Below are 16,206 nucleotides of genomic sequence, written 5' to 3' on the forward strand. Positions count from 1 at the left end.
TCCGATTCCGGACGACTCGGACTCCGTTAGGAGACCGGGCCGCCGAAGATGTCGATACGGTCGCCCTCGGCGAGGGTCACGATGGCGCGCTTGGTGTTGGCGCGCTTGCCGAAACCGGTCTTGGTGCGCTTGCGCTTACCCTGACGGTTGATCGTGTTGACCCCGGTGACCTTGACCGAGAAGACCGCCTCGACGGCCTGCTTGATCTGGGTCTTGTTGGCGCGCGGGTCGACGATGAACGTGTACTTGTTCTCGTCCAGCAGCGCGTAGCTCTTCTCGGAGACGACCGGCTTGACCAGGAGGTCACGCGGGTCCGAGAACGTCTTGCTGGTGACGACGGCCTCAGTCATCAGGCTTCGCTCCCTTCAGCGGCCTTGGGGCCAGACACGAAGGACTCGAAAGCGGCCTGGGTGAAGACCACGTCGTCGGAGACGAGCACGTCGTACGTGTTCAGCTGGCCCGGCTCCAGGATGTGCACCTGGGGCAGGTTGCGGGCGGACAGCCACGCGGCCTCGTCGGACCGGTCGGCGACCAGGAGCACGTTCTTGCGCTCGGAGATCTTGCCGAACAGGTTCTTGGCGGCCTTGGTGGACACCGCGCCGTCGACCACGCCGGAGACGACGTGGATGCGGCTGTGGCGGGCCCGGTCCGAGAGGGCACCGCGCAGGGCGGCGGCCTTCATCTTCTTCGGGGTCCGCTGCGAGTAGTCACGCGGCACGGGACCGTGCACGACGCCACCACCGGCGAACTGCGGCGCGCGGGTCGAACCCTGACGGGCGCGACCGGTGCCCTTCTGGCGGTACGGCTTCTTGCCACCGCCGCGGACCTCGCCACGGGTCTTGGTCTTGTGCGTGCCCTGACGGGCAGCGGCCAGCTGCGCGACGACGACCTGGTGGATCAGCGGAACGCTGACCTTCGCGTCGAAGATCTCCGCGGGGAGCTCGACGGTCCCGGCCTTGTCGCCTGCCGGCGAAAGGATGTCAATGGTGCTCATCGGTTACCTCAGGCCCCCTTGGCCGCGGTACGGACCAGGACGAGGCCGCCGTTCGGACCAGGAACCGCGCCCTTGATGAGGAGCAGGCCCTTCTCCGCGTCAACGGCGTGGACGGTCAGGTTCTGGGTGGTGACCCGCTCGTTGCCCATGCGGCCCGCCATGCGGAGGCCCTTGAACACACGGCCCGGGGTGGCGCAGCCACCGATCGAACCGGGGGAGCGGTGCTTGCGCTGGGTGCCGTGCCCGGCGCCGAGGCCACGGAAGTTGTGGCGCTTCATGACACCGGCGAAGCCCTTGCCCTTGCTCTTGCCCGTGACGTCAACCTTGACGCCGGCCTCGAACACGTCCGCGGTGATCTCCTGGCCGAGCGTGTACTCGGCGGCGTCGGAGGTGCGGATCTCCACCATGTGGCGGCGGGGGGTCACGTCGGCCTTGGCGAAGTGGCCCTTGAGGGGCTTGTTCACCTTGCGCGGGTCGATCTCGCCGAAGGCGATCTGGACCGACTCGTAGCCGTCGGCGTCGTTGGTGCGGACCTGCGTGACAACGCAGGGGCCGGCCTTGACAACGGTGACCGGGACGACACGGTTGTTCTCGTCCCAGACCTGCGTCATGCCGAGCTTCTCGCCCAGGACGCCCTTGATCTGCTTAGCCATCTCGCGCGTCACCTCAGAGCTTGATCTCGATGTCGACGCCCGCCGGCAGGTCGAGGCGCATGAGCGAGTCAACCGTCTTCGGCGTGGGGTCGAGGATGTCGATGAGGCGCTTGTGCGTGCGCATCTCGAAGTGCTCGCGCGAGTCCTTGTACTTGTGCGGCGACTTGATGACGCAGTACACGTTCTTCTCAGTGGGCAGCGGCACCGGGCCCGCGACCGACGCACCAGTGCGGGTCACCGTCTCGACGATCTTCTTCGCCGAGGAGTCGATGACCTCGTGGTCGTAGGCCTTGAGCCGGATGCGGATCTTCTGTCCCGCCATGGCTACTTCGTAGTCCTGTCTCTCGTAACGCTCTGGGACTCGGCCGGGCTGCGCGTTCCTCGCGGAACATCGCGGTCCGTTCCCACTCACCCTCCGACCCACGCGGTCGGGCGTGTCGCCCCCCTTCCAGCAGATCTCCCATAGAGGAGATCCCTGCTCAAGGGGTTCGTGGGGGAAGGACACCCACCGAGTGCCTGGCTGGCACCCCGCTGACACTTCCCGGAAGATTCCCGTACTTCCACCTCTGAGAAGAGGTGACGAGTACTGCGGGACTCGCTTCCAGTCCTCCCGGCGGGAGGCGCGCAGCATCGGCACTCAACCGAGCAACCTGAACAGTGTGCCATACAGGACGGAAGCCGCGCCAATCGCAGCCGATGAACGTACCCCGACCGGCGCAGATGTCAAACCGCCCTGCCGAGTTTATGCGGACATTCGGTGCGGAACGGTCAATGTTCACCATGGCGCGGTGGCGCGCAGGTGTCATGCGCGCCACAGTGGCCGAAAACCGCCAGGTCACGCGAAGGGGAAATCAGGCTTTGTAGCAAGTTGGGCAACCCGCCGGGCCTCTTCCCCGTCCCTTTTCACACTGGGGGGCGCTGGACAATGAAGCGGAGTCAGGTAGTTGAACATCTCACAGCGCAGAACCGTTCCGTTCCAGAACGCTCGTCCGGTCGGGCGTCGGTCTGTGCTCGCCGGGATCGCGGCCGTCACAGCCGCCGTGGCGACGGGATGCAGCGACAGCGGTTCCGAGAAGTCCGCCCCCTCCGCCTCCCCCGTCCGCGCCGTGGACCCGCGCACCACCCAGTCCTTCGGTGACGTGCGCGGCCCGCTGCTGCTCCAGATCCTGGCCCACCCGGACGACGACCTGTTCTTCATGAACCCGGACGCGCTGCACATGGTCCGCGCCGGCGTCCCCGTCGTCTCCGTCTACGTCACGGCCGGCGAGGCCATAGGACAGAACTGGGTGGAGGGCATGCCGCGCAAGGAGCGGCAGCACCACGACAAGGCGGCCTACTCCTCCGCCCGCCACCAGGGCCTGCGCCAGGCGTACGCGCGGATGCTGGGCACGCACCCGTTCGCCTCCTGGAAGAAGTCCGTGCTGAGCCTGCCGGGCGGGGTGAAGGCCGAGACCGACGAGCTCGTCGCCGGGGACCGCCGGGCCCGCCTGATCTTCCTCAACATCGCCATGCTCTCCGAGCACAGCATCCGGATGCCGCAGCTCTGGGACCAGCCCGGGGCGGAGGCGAAGTCCCTGGTCGCCAAGGGTTCGCCCTGCACCGAGGTGAGCACCTACCGGCACAGCACGCTGGTGGACGCCCTGGCGACGATCATGGATCGTTTCCGGCCGACCGTGGTCCACACCATGGACCCGGACCCCGACTACCAGGTCCACGACGCCACGCACCCCAAGGACAACGACTACGGCGCGTGCTCGGACCACCGCGACCACACCCCGACCGCCCTCTTCACCTGGAAGGCGCTCTCCCAGTGGTCGGCGGACACCACCCGCCGCGAGAAGCACCCGCCACGCTTCGTGACGACCTCCTACCGCGGGTACTACAACCAGCGCTGGCCGCACAATCTCCCGCACGAGATCGTCGCGCAGAAGCACGAGCTGGTGGAGGCGTACGGCGGCGCCCCGGACTGGCACTGCGGCAACGACGGCGGCTGCGGCGACTACGGCCAGGGCGGCGACCGCCCGCTGAAGAACCGCAAGGGCTGGATCCGCTCCACCCACTACCGCCACCCGGGCGCCACGCCGACGGTGGACAGCGACCGCGGCGGCCGCCTGGAGGCGTACGGGGTCCTCGGCCTGCACGCCGTGCGCTGGCGCGAGACGTCGGCGGGCAGCGGCCGCTGGGGCGCCCCCGAGAACCTCGGCGGCGGCCCGCTGGCCCCCGCCCTGTCCACGGTCAAGGACGCCGACGGCCGCCGCTTGGTCTTCGCGCTGCGTTTCTCCGCCCTGGAGGGCGAGGGCCGCGCGAACACCCGCGAGATCGTCGTCCTGGGCCAGCGCACCCCCGACGGCCCGTTCACCGGCTGGACCGGCCTCGGCAACCCCGAGCACGACCCCGACCGCGGCCGCCGGGTGGGCATCCCGGTGGCGGTCACCGACACCGACGGGCGCGTCCACCTGTTCGTCCGCAACGCCGGCAAGGGCGTCTCCACCCGGGTGCGCGAGCGGAACGGCAAGTGGGGCAAGTGGCGCAACCTCGGCGGGCAGGACGTCCAGGAGGGCCTGACCGTCGCGCTGGACGGCGACCGCCGGATCCACGTCCTCGGCGTCGGCCGCGACACCGTGCACCACTGGAGCCAGGACGGCCCCGGCAAGCCGATGCGCTTCCTCTCCTTGGACGGCCTCCCGAAGCCCGCGGGCGACCCCGTGGCGGCCCACCCGGGCGACGACGGGAAGCTGGTGGTCGTCTACCGCCAGCCGGCCCAGAGCCGCCCCGAGGCGTACCGCCTCACCGGCGACGCGGGCACGGAAAAGCTCAAGGACTCCGCGGTCCGCGACCTCGTCGGCTACGGCCCGCTGACCGCCCGCGCCCTGCCGCAACGCGGCCACCGGGACGCCCTGATGGTCCTGAGCAAGGACCTGGAGGGTCGCGCCCAAGTTCTGGACGCCGCCTCCGACGACGCACACCCGACGGTCGCCGACCGCCGGGCGATCCCGGTGGCCACCCCGGCCCTCCACACGGACGGCGCCCACCGCCTGTGCGTGGTGGCCCTGTCCCCGGACGCGAGCCCGTGGATCTGGCGCCCGGACATGAGCTAGCCCCTCCGGTGCTTGACGCCACCCCACCCACCCCCGCCCCACCCAGCCCGTTGGGGGTACCCCCTCTGGGGGAGCTTGAGGACAACCGCGCGAAGCGCGGTTGCGGGGGGCGCGGGGGGGCCGACCCCCGCAAGAAACGGTGAAAGGGCGGGACCGGGCACAAACCGCGCGCAGCGCGAAAGCGGGGGCCCGCGGGGGCGCAGCCCAAGCAGGAAACGGCGAAAGGGCGGGACCGGGGCACACCCCCACCCACCTTGCTATCGTGCTGCCCCCGCCGTACCGGAGGCCGCCTCACCCGGGGGAAGGGCGCACCCAATGCTCGTCGACCGCGAAGCCGAACTCGCCACCCTCTCCGCGGCCCTGGCGGAAAGCGCCCGCGGCACCGGCGCCTTCGCGGTCGTCCACGGCGCGACGGCCCTGGGCAAGACGGAACTGCTCCACGCCCTCCGCACCCGGGCCACGGAACACGGCTTCACGGTCCGCACCGCACTCGGCAGCCGAACCGAACAGCCCTTCTCCTACGCACTGGTGGACCAACTCCTCCCGGAACTGGGGCTGCCGCCAAAGGAGTTGGCTCCGGACGGCGCGACGGACGCCGTCCCCCCGCACGTGCTCCGCCGCGCCTACCAAGCGACCCTCACCCTCGCGGCGGACCGCCCCCTCCTCCTCTGCGTCGACGACCTCCACTACGCGGACCACGCCTCCCAGCAGTGCCTCCTCTACCTGGTGCGCAGGCTGCGCACGGCCCGAGCCGCCCTGGTCGTCACCGAGGCCCCGCACGGCACGACGCACCGCACTCTGCTGGCCGAACTCCAGTACCAGCCTCGAACCCGGCATCTGATCCTCGCGCCGCTCAGTCCCCGCGGGATCGCCGGACTCCTCACCCACCACCTCGGCGAGCCCGCCGCGACCCGCCTGACCGCGCACTTCCACCGCCTGACCGGCGGCAACCCGCTCCTCGTCCGCGCCCTTCTGGACGACGCCGCCGCCACGGCGGACACGATCCCCGCGCCCGGCGCGGCGTACCGGAGCGCGGTGCTGGCCTGCGCCCACCGCGGCGGCGCCGACGCCCTGGCCGTGGCCCGCGCCTCGGCCGTCCTCGGCACCACCGACACCACCGACACCACCGACACCACCGACACCACCGACACCACGAGTAACCCGGACCCCGACGTCCCCCGCGCCCCCGGTAACGCACCCGTCGAAGGCCCCGACAGCCCCGACACCACCCTCCTCGCGGCCACCGCCGCCCTCACCCCCCGAGCCGTCCCCCAAGCCCTGGACGCCCTCACCGCGTCGGCCCTCTACGACGACACCCATCGCCCCCGCCACCCCGCCGTGGACGAAGCCCTCCTCGCCGACCCCGACCTGTCCTCCGCCGCCCACACCGCCCTGCGCGCCCGCGCGGCCCGGGCGCTGCACGCCCAGGGCGCCCCGGCCGTCGCGGTGGCCGCGCAGCTGCTGGCGGGCGCCCCGCTGGGCGAGAGCTGGGAGGCGCCGGCGTTCCGCGCGGCGGCCGAGGAGCACCTGGCGGCCGGCGACACCACCCTCGCCGCCCGCTACCTCCGCTGCGCCGTACTCCGCGCGGACGACTCCCCCCAGGGCCTGGCGGACCGGCTGGCCACCGTGGCCGTCGCCTGGCGGCTCGACCCGCCGGGCGTCATCACCCAGCTCAAGGCGCTCGCCGGGCACGCCCGTACCGGCCTGCTGCCACCCCGCGCGACCCTGCACATCATCCAGGCCCTGCTGTGGCACGGCCGCGAGGAGGACGCGATCACGGCCGCCGAGACGCTGCCGGCCGAGGACGCGGACCCCCGCTACGCCACCGAGCTGGCCGTCACCCGCCTCCGTCTGACCCACACCTATCCCGGCGCCCTCCCCTGGATGCCGGCCGTCCTCCGCCGGCCCGCCCCCGAGCCCGCCCCCGACGGCCGGCCGGAACCCGTGGAGGTGGCAGCGGCGCGCACCCTCCACACCGCGCTGACCGGCGCCGAACCCGACGCCGTGGCCGCGGCCGCGGAACGCGTCCTGCGCTCCCCCGGCATCATCGACCACCGCCCGGACGCCGTCGTCGTCGCCGTGCAGTCCCTGGTGCACATCGACCGTCTCGACGCGGCGGACGCCTGGTCCGAACGGTTCCTCGCCCCCCGCCCGGGGTTCCCGGCCCCGACCCCCGTCCGGCAGGCCCTGCTGCACCAGACCAGGTCGTTCGTCCTCCTGCGCCAGGGCGAGCCGGCCGCCGCGTGCGAGCACGGCACCCGCGCCCTGGACCTGATGCCCGAGGCGGGCTGGGGTACGGCCCTCGCCTTCCCCCTCGCCGTACTGGCCGAGGCGCACACCGCGCTGGGCGAGCACGACCGGGCGGCCGAGCTGCTGAACCGGCCGCTCCCCGAGGCGACCCATCGGACGATCTTCACCATCCACCACCAGTACGCCCGCGGCCTCCACCACCTCGCCCTGGACCGGCCGCGCGACGCGCTGGCCTGCTTCGTCTCGTGCGGCGAGACCCTGCGTTCCTGGGGCCTCGACACCCCGTCGCTGGCGCCCTGGCGGATCGGCGCCGCCGAGGCGTGGCTGGCCCTGGGCCGCCCGGAACGGGCCGTCCGGCTGCTGGACGACCGGCAGGCCGCCCCCGTCCACCGCCGCCCCCGCCCCCGCGCCGGCGCGCTGCGCGTGCTGGCCGCCACCGAGCCGCCGGAGCGCCGCGCGGCGACGCTCACCCGCGCCCTGGAGCTGTACCGCGCCTGCGGCGACCGGCACGGCGTCGCCCGTACCCTCGCGGATCTCGGCACCGCGACGGAGAGACGTCCCGCCCCGGCCCCGGGCGTCGTCCTCACCACCGCCGAGCACCGGGTGGCCGTGCTCGCGGCACAAGGCCTGTCCAACCGCGAGGTGGCGGCCGAGCTGTCCATCGCGGTGAGCACGGTCGAGCAGCACCTCACCCGCATCTACCGCAAGTACCGCATCAGGCACCGCCGCGACCTGCGCACTCGCCTGGCCGCCGGCACCTGAAAGTCCCCGTACACAAAGCGAGCGGGCCCGCACATCCGAAGATGTGCGGGCCCGCTCGGAGCCGCGAGGCTCAGATCTGCAAGTAAGAGGACTTACTTGTTGATCTTGGTGACCTGGCCGGCGCCGACGGTGCGGCCGCCCTCACGGATGGTGAAGCGCAGGCCCTCCTCCATCGCGACGGGCTGGATCAGGGAGACGGACATCTCGGCGTTGTCGCCGGGCATGACCATCTCCGTGCCCTCCTTGAGGGTCACAACACCGGTCACGTCAGTCGTACGGAAGTAGAACTGCGGACGGTAGTTGTTGAAGAACGGGGTGTGACGGCCACCCTCGTCCTTCGACAGGATGTAGGCCGTGGCCTCGAACTCGGTGTGCGGGGTGACCGAACCCGGCTTGATGATGCACTGGCCGCGCTCGACGTCCTCGCGCTTGATGCCACGGAGGAGCAGACCGACGTTCTCACCGGCCTGGCCCTCGTCGAGCAGCTTGCGGAACATCTCGATACCGGTGACCGTGGTGGTGGTCTTCTCGGTCTTGATGCCGATGATGTCGACGGTCTCGTTGACCTTCAGGACACCGCGCTCGATACGACCGGTGACGACGGTGCCACGACCGGTGATCGTGAAGACGTCCTCGATCGGCATCAGGAACGGCTTGTCGACGTCACGCTCGGGCTGCGGGATGTTCTCGTCGACGGCGTTCATGAGGTTCATGACCGACTGGCCCCACTCGGCGTCGCCCTCGAGCGCCTTCAGCGCCGAGACCTTGACGACCGGAGCGTCGTCGCCCGGGAACTCGTACTCGTTGAGGAGCTCACGGACCTCGAGCTCGACGAGCTCCAGGATCTCCTCGTCGTCCACCATGTCGGCCTTGTTCAGGGCGACGACGATGTACGGAACGCCGGACTGGCGGGCCAGGAGCACGTGCTCCTTGGTCTGCGGCATCGGACCGTCGGTCGCGGCGACCACGAGGATCGCGCCGTCCATCTGGGCGGCACCGGTGATCATGTTCTTGATGTAGTCCGCGTGACCCGGGCAGTCGACGTGGGCGTAGTGACGCGACTCGGTCTGGTACTCGACGTGCGCGATCGAGATGGTGATACCGCGCTGCCGCTCCTCAGGCGCCTTGTCGATCTGGTCGAACGGCGTGAAGGGGTTCAGCTCCGGGTGCGCGTCGTGCAGCACCTTGGTGATCGCCGCGGTAAGAGTGGTCTTACCGTGGTCGACGTGACCGATGGTGCCGATGTTGACGTGCGGCTTAGTCCGCTCGAACTTCGCCTTCGCCACTGGGGTCCTCCTGGGAGTGGTTCTGTACGCCTTACGTTACGGCGCCAGGGATCTTTGCTGGGGTGCCGCCCGGCGGGGCACCCGCCGCGCGCCGGGAGGTGGCCGGTAGGACCGGGTTCCTCACGATTCGCGGCGGTATGCCCCGACGGTCGGTGTCAAGCCTAAGGCGTCAGCCCCGTCTGTGGAGACGGGAGCCGGTTACTCGCCCTTGGCCTTCGCGATGATCTCCTCGGCGACGTTCCGGGGAACCTCGGCGTAGGAGTCGAACTGCATCGAGTAGCTTGCGCGACCCGACGTCTTGCTGCGGAGGTCTCCGACGTAGCCGAACATCTCCGACAGCGGAACCAGGCCCTTGACGAGCTTGGCGCCGTGACGGTCCTCCATGGCCTGGATCTGGCCACGGCGGGAGTTGATGTCACCGATCACATCGCCCATGTAGTCCTCGGGGGTGGTGACCTCGACGGACATCATCGGCTCGAGCAGAGCCGGCGACGCCTTGCGGGCACCCTCCTTGAACGCCATGGAACCGGCGATCTTGAAGGCGAGCTCGGAGGAGTCGACGTCGTGGTAGGCACCGTCGAGCAGCGTCACCTTGACGCCGGTCAGCGGGTAGCCGGCCAGCACGCCGAACTCCATGGCCTCCTGGCAGCCCGCGTCCACCGACGGGATGTACTCCCGCGGGATGCGGCCACCGGTGACCTTGTTCTCGAACTCGTAGCCGTCGCCCTCAAGAGGCTCGATCGCGATCTGGACCTTCGCGAACTGACCGGAACCACCGGTCTGCTTCTTGTGGGTGTAGTCGATGCGCTCGACGGCCTTGCGGATCGTCTCGCGGTACGCGACCTGCGGCTTGCCGACGTTGGCCTCGACCTTGAACTCACGCTTCATACGGTCGACCAGCACGTCGAGGTGCAGCTCGCCCATACCCGCGATGATGGTCTGGCCCGTCTCCTCGTCCGTGTGGACCTGGAAGGAGGGGTCCTCCTCGGCCAGGCGCTGGATGGCGACACCCAGCTTCTCCTGGTCGCCCTTGGACTTGGGCTCGATCGCGACCTGGATGACCGGCGCCGGGAAGTCCATGGACTCCAGGATCACCGGGTTCGCGGAGTCGCAGAGGGTCTCACCGGTGGTGGTCTGCTTCAGACCCATGACGGCGACGATGTCACCGGCACCCACCGACTCGATCTCCTCACGCTTGTTCGCGTGCATCCGGTAGATCTTGCCGATGCGCTCCTTCTTGCCCTTGACGGAGTTCTGCACCTGGGTGCCCGCCGTCATACGGCCCGAGTAAACCCGGACGAAGGTGAGCTTGCCGAGGTGCGGGTCGCTCATGATCTTGAAGGCAAGGCCGGCGAACGGCTCGTCGTCGGACGGCTTGCGCTTGACGACCTCGTCGGGGTTGTTGACGGCGTGGCCCTCAACAGCCTCGATGTCCAGCGGCGACGGCAGGTAACGGACCACGGCGTCGAGCAGGGGCTGAACGCCCTTGTTCTTGAACGCGGTACCGCAGAACACCGGGGTGACGGTGACGGAGTCGCCGCCGCCACGCGACGCGAGGGTGATGCGGCGGATGGCCGCCATCAGCTGCTCCTGGGTGGGCTCGGTGCCCTCCAGGAACAGCTCCATCATCTCTTCGTCGTTCTCGGCGACGCCCTCGAGGAGCTTGCCGCGCCATTCCTCGGCAGCCTCGATGTGGGTGTCCGGGATGTCGACGACGTCGTACATCTCGCCCTTGGCGGCCTCGGCGGACCAGACCAGCGCCTTCATCTGGACGAGGTCGACCACGCCCTTGAAGTCGGCCTCGGCACCGATCGGCAGCTGCATGACCAGCGGAACCGCGCCCAGGCGGTCGACGATCATGTCGACGCAGCGGTGGAACTCGGCACCCGTGCGGTCGAGCTTGTTGACGAAGCAGATACGCGGCACGCCGTAGCGGTCCGCCTGACGCCAAACGGTCTCGGACTGCGGCTCAACACCGGCGACGCCGTCGAACACCGTCACGGCACCGTCGAGGACGCGCAGCGAGCGCTCCACCTCGACCGTGAAGTCGACGTGGCCCGGGGTGTCGATGATGTTGATGGTGTGGTCAACGTTGTCCAGCGGCCAGTGGCAGGTCGTCGCGGCAGACGTGATCGTGATGCCGCGCTCCTGCTCCTGCTCCATCCAGTCCATCGTGGCAGCGCCGTCGTGGACTTCACCGATCTTGTACGAGACACCGGTGTAGAACAGGATCCGCTCGGTGGTGGTCGTCTTGCCCGCGTCGATGTGGGCCATGATCCCGATGTTGCGGACCTTGGCCAGGTCAAGCGAAGTGGTGGCCATATGGCTCAGTCTTCTCTCGGTTCTCGATGGGGGTAGCGACTACCAGCGGTAGTGCGCGAAGGCCTTGTTGGACTCGGCCATCTTGTGCGTGTCCTCACGCTTCTTGACCGAGGCGCCGAGACCGTTCGAAGCGTCCAGCAGCTCGTTCATGAGGCGCTCGGTCATGGTCTTCTCGCGACGGGCGCGGGAGTAACCGACCAGCCAGCGCAGCGCCAGGGTGGAGGCGCGGCCCGGACGGACCTCGACCGGCACCTGGTAGGTGGCGCCACCGACACGGCGGGACTTGACCTCAAGGGCGGGCTTGACGTTCTCAAGCGCGCGCTTCAGCGTGATGACCGGGTCGTTGCCGGTCTTCTCGCGGAGACCCTCCATGGCGCCGTACACGATGCGCTCGGCGGTGGAGCGCTTGCCGTGCAGCAGGATCTTGTTGATCAGGGACGTGACCAGAGGAGAGCCGTAGACCGGGTCGATGATGACCGGGCGCTTCGGGGCGGGGCCCTTACGAGGCATTCTTACTTCTCCTTCTTGGCGCCGTAGCGGCTGCGAGCCTGCTTGCGGTTCTTGACGCCCTGGGTGTCGAGCGAGCCACGGATGATCTTGTAGCGAACGCCCGGCAGGTCCTTCACACGGCCGCCGCGCACGAGCACGATCGAGTGCTCCTGCAGGTTGTGGCCCTCACCCGGAATGTAAGCGGTGACCTCGATGCCGCTGGTCAGACGCACACGCGCGACCTTACGCAGGGCCGAGTTCGGCTTCTTCGGGGTGGTCGTGAAAACACGCGTGCAGACGCCACGACGCTGGGGCGAACCCTCGAGTGCGGGCGTCTTGTTCTTCTCGACCTTGTCCTGCCGGCCCTTTCGGACCAGCTGCTGGATCGTAGGCACCGTTTCTCCGGTTTCTGTGTGCCGATCACGATAAAACTAACCTGGGACTACTCCCGACCCACGCGGTCGGGTGTGTCGAGGGCTGCACACCCCCGCCGACGGGCGGTTCGGCGCAGATTTCGGTGTCTTTGAACCGTTCGGGACCACGGAGGACCGTCCGGACCCGGCCTCTTGCGCGGTTTGAAGGCACGCACAAGAGCCCAGGGACACCCCAGGCACAAGGTCAGAGCGTACCTACCGCATGGGCTGCGGTCAAAACAAATGCACACGCGGAGGACGTACCGATGTGCGTTGTATGTCCATTATGGAGGGGCCGGTGGGTGCGAACGAGCACCCCCCGGGCGTCGGGCGGGACCCCGGACACCCCTCGGACTCCCCCGGCCACCGCCTTGATCATCCATGGCCAGGGCCGCCGAGGAGGCCGCCGCGACCCAGGAGGTCGCGCGCAAATGGGGCCGGCCCGGCCATCCGGTCCCGGCGGCCTCCATTCACCTCGGCGGACCCGACCGCCGACCCCGATCCCGCTCACGAGGGCCGTCAACGTCCGCACCACCTCGTCGGCGAAGGCGCCCGCGCCCGGAATCCGCCGCCGCTTCCACGGCCGCCGCGACGACGCCCGCGCGCTGTTCGCCGTCCGCCTTCATCCCACCGGCGGCGCCCGCCTCGCGCGGCGGACTCGGGAGTGTGTTCGATCCCACAATCCGGCCCGCTCCCCTGGCGCTCTGCCCTCCCCGGCGAACGGTGTGCGATGGCTCGCACCCGGAGCGGCGGCCTAGGATCCGAACGACCGGGCGACGGCGGGGAGGCCGGACATGTGGGGGCGGAAGCGACGGCCCGCGGATGCGGAGCGGCGTCTCACCGCCGCGATGGAGGCCGCGGCGGAGGCGCACGGCCGCTTGGCGGGGCCGGCCGAACGCATCGACGGCCTCCACCGCGCGATCGAGGCGACCTGCAGCCACGGGGACGGCATGCCCACGAGCTCCACGCGGGAGGCGCTCGCGGAGGTTCCGGGCGCCCTGGAAAGCTGTCGGCATCTGCTGGCCGACTACGTGCGGACGCGCGACGAGTGGGCGCACACGGAGGTCTCCGACCCGGACCGTCTCGACCGCGCCGCCCACTTCTTCGAGTCCTGGGCCGAACAGGCCGACCAGCCCGCGACCCAGTTGGAGGAGCTGCTCGCCGCCCTGACGGAGGTCCGGACGAAGCTCCACGAACTCCGGATCGCCCTCCCACCCGTCCGCGCCCGCGCCCACGCGGCGGTGACGGCGGCAAGCAACGACCTGCTCTGGGCGCGGAGTTCACTGCCCGGCCGGTTCGCCCTGGAGGCCCGGCTGAACGCGCTCGGCGACCGGCTGCGCGAACTGGACGCGGGCCGCGTCGAACTCGTGGAGGACGGTGACGAGGTCACCGACTGGTACCGCGAGGTGGAGAAGGGGGCGGCGGAGGTCCGGGACGCGGTGTCGCTAGCGCTCAGCTTTGGAGATCGGTGAGGAAGGCGGCCCAGGCGGGGGCGGGTATGAGGAGGGCTGGTCCGCGGGGGCGCTTGCAGTCCCGGACGGGGACAACAGGGCCGTTGTTGTCGGCGACTTCCAGACAACTGTTGTCGTACTCGCCGCCTCCCTCGCTGTAGCTGCTCTTCCGCCAGACTGCGGAACCCAGGTCAAGCGTTCTGGTCGTGTGAGCACTCCTCTGCAACCGACATGATCAGCGACAAGGACTCGGCTGGGGACAACGCCACAGCTGTGGCGAAGTCGTAAGAGCGTTCGCACTCCTCCACCACGTACGGGTCGTCCAGGAGGCTCCCGCTCCAGTGCCCTTCGCCGTACGCCACCGGCGGCGCGTCCTCGAACGTCATGAGCGTGAGCGCACCATCCAGCAAGGGAGTACCCGCATTGAACGGCAACACCTGCAACCCGATGTGGCGCTGGCGCGCCAATGCGGCGATGTGCATGAGCTGCTCATGCATCGCGGCAGCGCTCCCCACTTTGCGACGGATGACACTCTCGTCGAGGAGAGCCCACAACAAGGGCTTTGTCGGACCGTGAAGGATGTGAGCCCGCGCCAAGCGGCTCGCCACCCGGGACTCGATGCCCTCCTCGCTCGTGAAAGGGCGTCTCCCCAGGAAGACGGCGCGCGCGTAGGCGGCCGTCTGCAAAAGACCTGGCACGAAAATCGGGGCGTACTCCTTGATGCCGGAAGCCAGCCCCTGGAGGTGGAACATCTCCCGGTAGCAGTCGGCGTTCGACGGGGCGTCGATGAGCTCTTCACACATCCGCGCGAACAACCCGTCGGTTCCCAGCACTGCGTCGATCCTCAGGCGATCTCTAGTTGGGGCTTGCGAATCGCCTTTTCGAACCGGCCGATGTAAGAGCCGGAGCAGACCACCCTTCTGCCCAGCTCGTCCTGTGACAGTTTCGCGGCCTCGCGCCAACGCTTCAGCTCCCTGCCGAAGAAGCGCCAGCCGAACCTCGGCTGGCAGTACCGCGACTCGCCGTCGGCCTTGGCCGTAGGTTAACTCCCCCAGCGTACAGCGCAGTTGTCCGGACGGAACCCCTTCCCGAGGCTAGTGGCAGCGCCCCACGCTGGGAGCCACATCGGTTCAGCACAACGTGAAGGGAACCCTCCATGACGTACCGCGAAGGCGCCTACGTGGTGGACACGCGGAGCGCAAAGCTCGCACAGGTCATGGCCCGGGCGGGCGACCGCGTCTACGTCAGACCGCCCGCCGGCGGCCGGGAGTGGGAGGCGCCGGCGGAGGCACTGCGCCTGGTGACGCGGGACGAACAGGCCGCGGCGGGGCTGGCGCGGAGGCCGCGATGAGTGCGGGCGGCGTCCGGACGGCGACGGGCCGGCTCGTACGGAACTGCGCACACCGCGAGGGCTGGACGGCGGCCCCGGGCGGGATCCGCCGCTGCGTCGCGTGCGGGGCGGAGCGGTACGACGCGTACGGACCGCTGCGGCTGCCGGAGGAACGGAATCCGCTGACTGCGAAGACCGGCCCCGAGCGCGTGGTCGCGGCGGCGACGGCGATCGCGGCGCTGGGAACACGTTTCCTGGAGGAGTGCGCCCGCCTCCTCCGACGCCGCCGGACGGCGGTGGCCGCATGACCGTCGCCGCGAACCTCGCCACGTACGCGGACGGGTCGGCCATCCGCCCCGGCGCGATACTCATCGCGCCTTGGCGAACCCCGTACAGCACACAGGAAGCGGTCGTCACACTGACTGTCGCGGTGGACGGCAAGAGCGCGGAAGGCCGCTTCTCCCGGCCGGCGCGGCACCCGGAACCGTCCCGAGCGGAGACCCCGCCGGCCGTGGACGTCACCACCCTCGGGGACATCTCCTCGACCCGCCTCACGGAGGCGGAGTTCAGCACCGCGACGTTCGCCCTCGGCATCAAGCTGCGAGGCATGCGCCAACTGGCGAACCCCAGACGCCGCTACGGCAGAGCGTTCTGGCTCCGGGGCCTGGACGGCGACCCGTCCTGGGCCTGCGCCCTCTTCCGGGCCGATCCGGAACTGACGACGCTCGTCTGGCAGGGCGGCCCGCGTCGCCTCTGGGACGAGGTGGAGGCGGCGTACCGCTGGTGGGCGGCGCTGGGCGAACCCGCGCCGGCCCGCTTCGGGCTGACGGTGGACGGCACGGGCGGACGGATCTGGCTGGACGAGCCGGGGAACGTAGTCCAGCGCCTCTGATTGCGAGCGAGAAGCTGCTCCGGCGACGACGCCGAGGGGCTGCCGAGGCAGGCGGGTTGCCCCGGTCCCACCCCTTCGCCGCTTCCTGGGGCTGCGCCCCAGACCCCCTTGTCCTCAAACGCCGGACGGGCTGATTTCAGCCCGTTGGGGGTCCCCCTCTGGGGGAGTTTGAGGACAGCGCCCCGCAGGGCGCTTCGAGGGTGCGGGGGCGGAGCCCCCGCAAGAAACGGTGAAAGGGCGGGACCGGGGCACCCCCAAACGCCGCG

Annotated in this window: 17 protein-coding genes; 6 read left to right on the top strand and 11 right to left on the bottom strand. The window is 70.0% G+C overall.

Annotated features, from left to right (window positions below; all coding sequences use genetic code 11):
- Positions 1-26 precede the first annotated feature (26 nt).
- From rplW to rpsJ, 4 genes are read right to left on the bottom strand one after another with little or no spacing between them, the layout of a single operon-like run.
- Complete coding sequence (gene rplW, locus ACH4PU_RS18645; protein ID WP_058046827.1) at positions 27-350, bottom strand: 50S ribosomal protein L23; 324 nt, start codon at positions 348-350, stop codon at positions 27-29.
- Positions 350-994, bottom strand: coding sequence for a 50S ribosomal protein L4 (gene rplD / locus ACH4PU_RS18650; protein WP_185943963.1), 645 nt, complete (start codon positions 992-994; stop codon positions 350-352). The genes rplW and rplD overlap by 1 nt, the downstream gene beginning before the upstream one ends.
- A gap of 8 nt (positions 995-1,002) precedes the next feature.
- Positions 1,003-1,647, bottom strand: a complete 645-nt coding sequence (gene rplC, locus ACH4PU_RS18655) for a 50S ribosomal protein L3 (RefSeq protein ID WP_185943962.1) — start codon at positions 1,645-1,647, stop codon at positions 1,003-1,005.
- Positions 1,648-1,660: 13 nt separating this feature from the next.
- Entirely contained in the window at positions 1,661-1,969 is a 309-nt protein-coding gene (gene rpsJ, locus ACH4PU_RS18660; RefSeq protein ID WP_003948644.1) for a 30S ribosomal protein S10, read from the bottom strand.
- Positions 1,970-2,654: 685 nt separating this feature from the next.
- Between rpsJ and ACH4PU_RS18665 the strand changes: the two genes are divergently transcribed.
- Complete coding sequence (locus tag ACH4PU_RS18665) at positions 2,655-4,745, top strand: PIG-L family deacetylase (RefSeq protein ID WP_398272833.1); 2,091 nt, start codon at positions 2,655-2,657, stop codon at positions 4,743-4,745.
- Between the two features lie 315 nt (positions 4,746-5,060).
- On the top strand, positions 5,061-7,757 hold the full coding sequence (locus ACH4PU_RS18670) for an AAA family ATPase (RefSeq protein ID WP_398272835.1): 2,697 nt from the start codon (positions 5,061-5,063) through the stop codon (positions 7,755-7,757).
- A 92-nt stretch (positions 7,758-7,849) separates the two neighbouring features.
- Here ACH4PU_RS18670 and tuf read toward each other — a convergent pair whose 3' ends face one another.
- The 4 genes from tuf to rpsL form a co-directional block, all read right to left on the bottom strand.
- Positions 7,850-9,043, bottom strand: a complete 1,194-nt coding sequence (gene tuf / locus ACH4PU_RS18675) for an elongation factor Tu (protein ID WP_185943959.1) — start codon at positions 9,041-9,043, stop codon at positions 7,850-7,852.
- 198 nt (positions 9,044-9,241) lie between these two features.
- On the bottom strand, positions 9,242-11,365 hold the full coding sequence (fusA, locus tag ACH4PU_RS18680) for an elongation factor G (RefSeq protein ID WP_398272838.1): 2,124 nt from the start codon (positions 11,363-11,365) through the stop codon (positions 9,242-9,244).
- Between the two features lie 39 nt (positions 11,366-11,404).
- Positions 11,405-11,875 carry a 30S ribosomal protein S7 gene (gene rpsG, locus ACH4PU_RS18685; protein WP_004950419.1) on the bottom strand — a complete coding sequence of 157 codons (471 nt, stop codon included), beginning with the start codon at positions 11,873-11,875 and terminating at the stop codon, positions 11,405-11,407.
- Positions 11,876-11,877: 2 nt separating this feature from the next.
- A complete protein-coding gene (rpsL, locus tag ACH4PU_RS18690) occupies positions 11,878-12,249 on the bottom strand; it encodes a 30S ribosomal protein S12 (RefSeq protein WP_003948652.1) in 372 nt (123 codons plus the stop codon).
- Positions 12,250-13,061: 812 nt separating this feature from the next.
- On the opposite strand from rpsL, the gene ACH4PU_RS18695 reads away from it, so the two are divergent.
- Entirely contained in the window at positions 13,062-13,739 is a 678-nt protein-coding gene (locus ACH4PU_RS18695) for a hypothetical protein (RefSeq protein ID WP_398272840.1), read from the top strand.
- Here the strand turns inward: ACH4PU_RS18695 and ACH4PU_RS18700 are convergent.
- From ACH4PU_RS18700 to ACH4PU_RS18710, 3 genes are read right to left on the bottom strand one after another with little or no spacing between them, the layout of a single operon-like run.
- Positions 13,720-13,944 (bottom strand): DUF397 domain-containing protein, encoded by a 225-nt coding sequence (locus tag ACH4PU_RS18700; RefSeq protein ID WP_398272842.1) that lies wholly within the window; start codon positions 13,942-13,944, stop codon positions 13,720-13,722. The genes ACH4PU_RS18695 and ACH4PU_RS18700 overlap by 20 nt on opposite strands.
- Positions 13,910-14,551, bottom strand: coding sequence for a DUF5753 domain-containing protein (locus ACH4PU_RS18705; RefSeq protein WP_398272844.1), 642 nt, complete (start codon positions 14,549-14,551; stop codon positions 13,910-13,912). Before ACH4PU_RS18705 ends, ACH4PU_RS18700 begins: the two co-directional genes overlap by 35 nt.
- Positions 14,552-14,562: 11 nt before the next feature.
- The gene (locus tag ACH4PU_RS18710) at positions 14,563-14,688 is read right to left on the bottom strand and encodes a helix-turn-helix domain-containing protein (RefSeq protein ID WP_398273030.1); all 126 of its coding nucleotides are present in this window, start codon (positions 14,686-14,688) and stop codon (positions 14,563-14,565) included.
- 186 nt (positions 14,689-14,874) lie between these two features.
- On the opposite strand from ACH4PU_RS18710, the gene ACH4PU_RS18715 reads away from it, so the two are divergent.
- From ACH4PU_RS18715 to ACH4PU_RS18725, 3 genes are read left to right on the top strand one after another with little or no spacing between them, the layout of a single operon-like run.
- Positions 14,875-15,069 carry a hypothetical protein gene (locus ACH4PU_RS18715; RefSeq protein ID WP_398272846.1) on the top strand — a complete coding sequence of 65 codons (195 nt, stop codon included), beginning with the start codon at positions 14,875-14,877 and terminating at the stop codon, positions 15,067-15,069.
- Positions 15,066-15,356 (top strand): DUF6255 family natural product biosynthesis protein, encoded by a 291-nt coding sequence (locus ACH4PU_RS18720; protein ID WP_398272848.1) that lies wholly within the window; start codon positions 15,066-15,068, stop codon positions 15,354-15,356. The genes ACH4PU_RS18715 and ACH4PU_RS18720 overlap by 4 nt, the downstream gene beginning before the upstream one ends.
- Positions 15,353-15,940 carry a hypothetical protein gene (locus ACH4PU_RS18725; RefSeq protein ID WP_398272850.1) on the top strand — a complete coding sequence of 196 codons (588 nt, stop codon included), beginning with the start codon at positions 15,353-15,355 and terminating at the stop codon, positions 15,938-15,940. Before ACH4PU_RS18720 ends, ACH4PU_RS18725 begins: the two co-directional genes overlap by 4 nt.
- The last annotated feature ends 266 nt before the right edge of the window (positions 15,941-16,206 follow it).

Origin of the sequence: Streptomyces sp. NPDC021100, assembly GCF_044333095.1 — a bacterium.
In the GTDB taxonomy this organism is placed as follows: Bacteria; Actinomycetota; Actinomycetes; order Streptomycetales; family Streptomycetaceae; genus Streptomyces.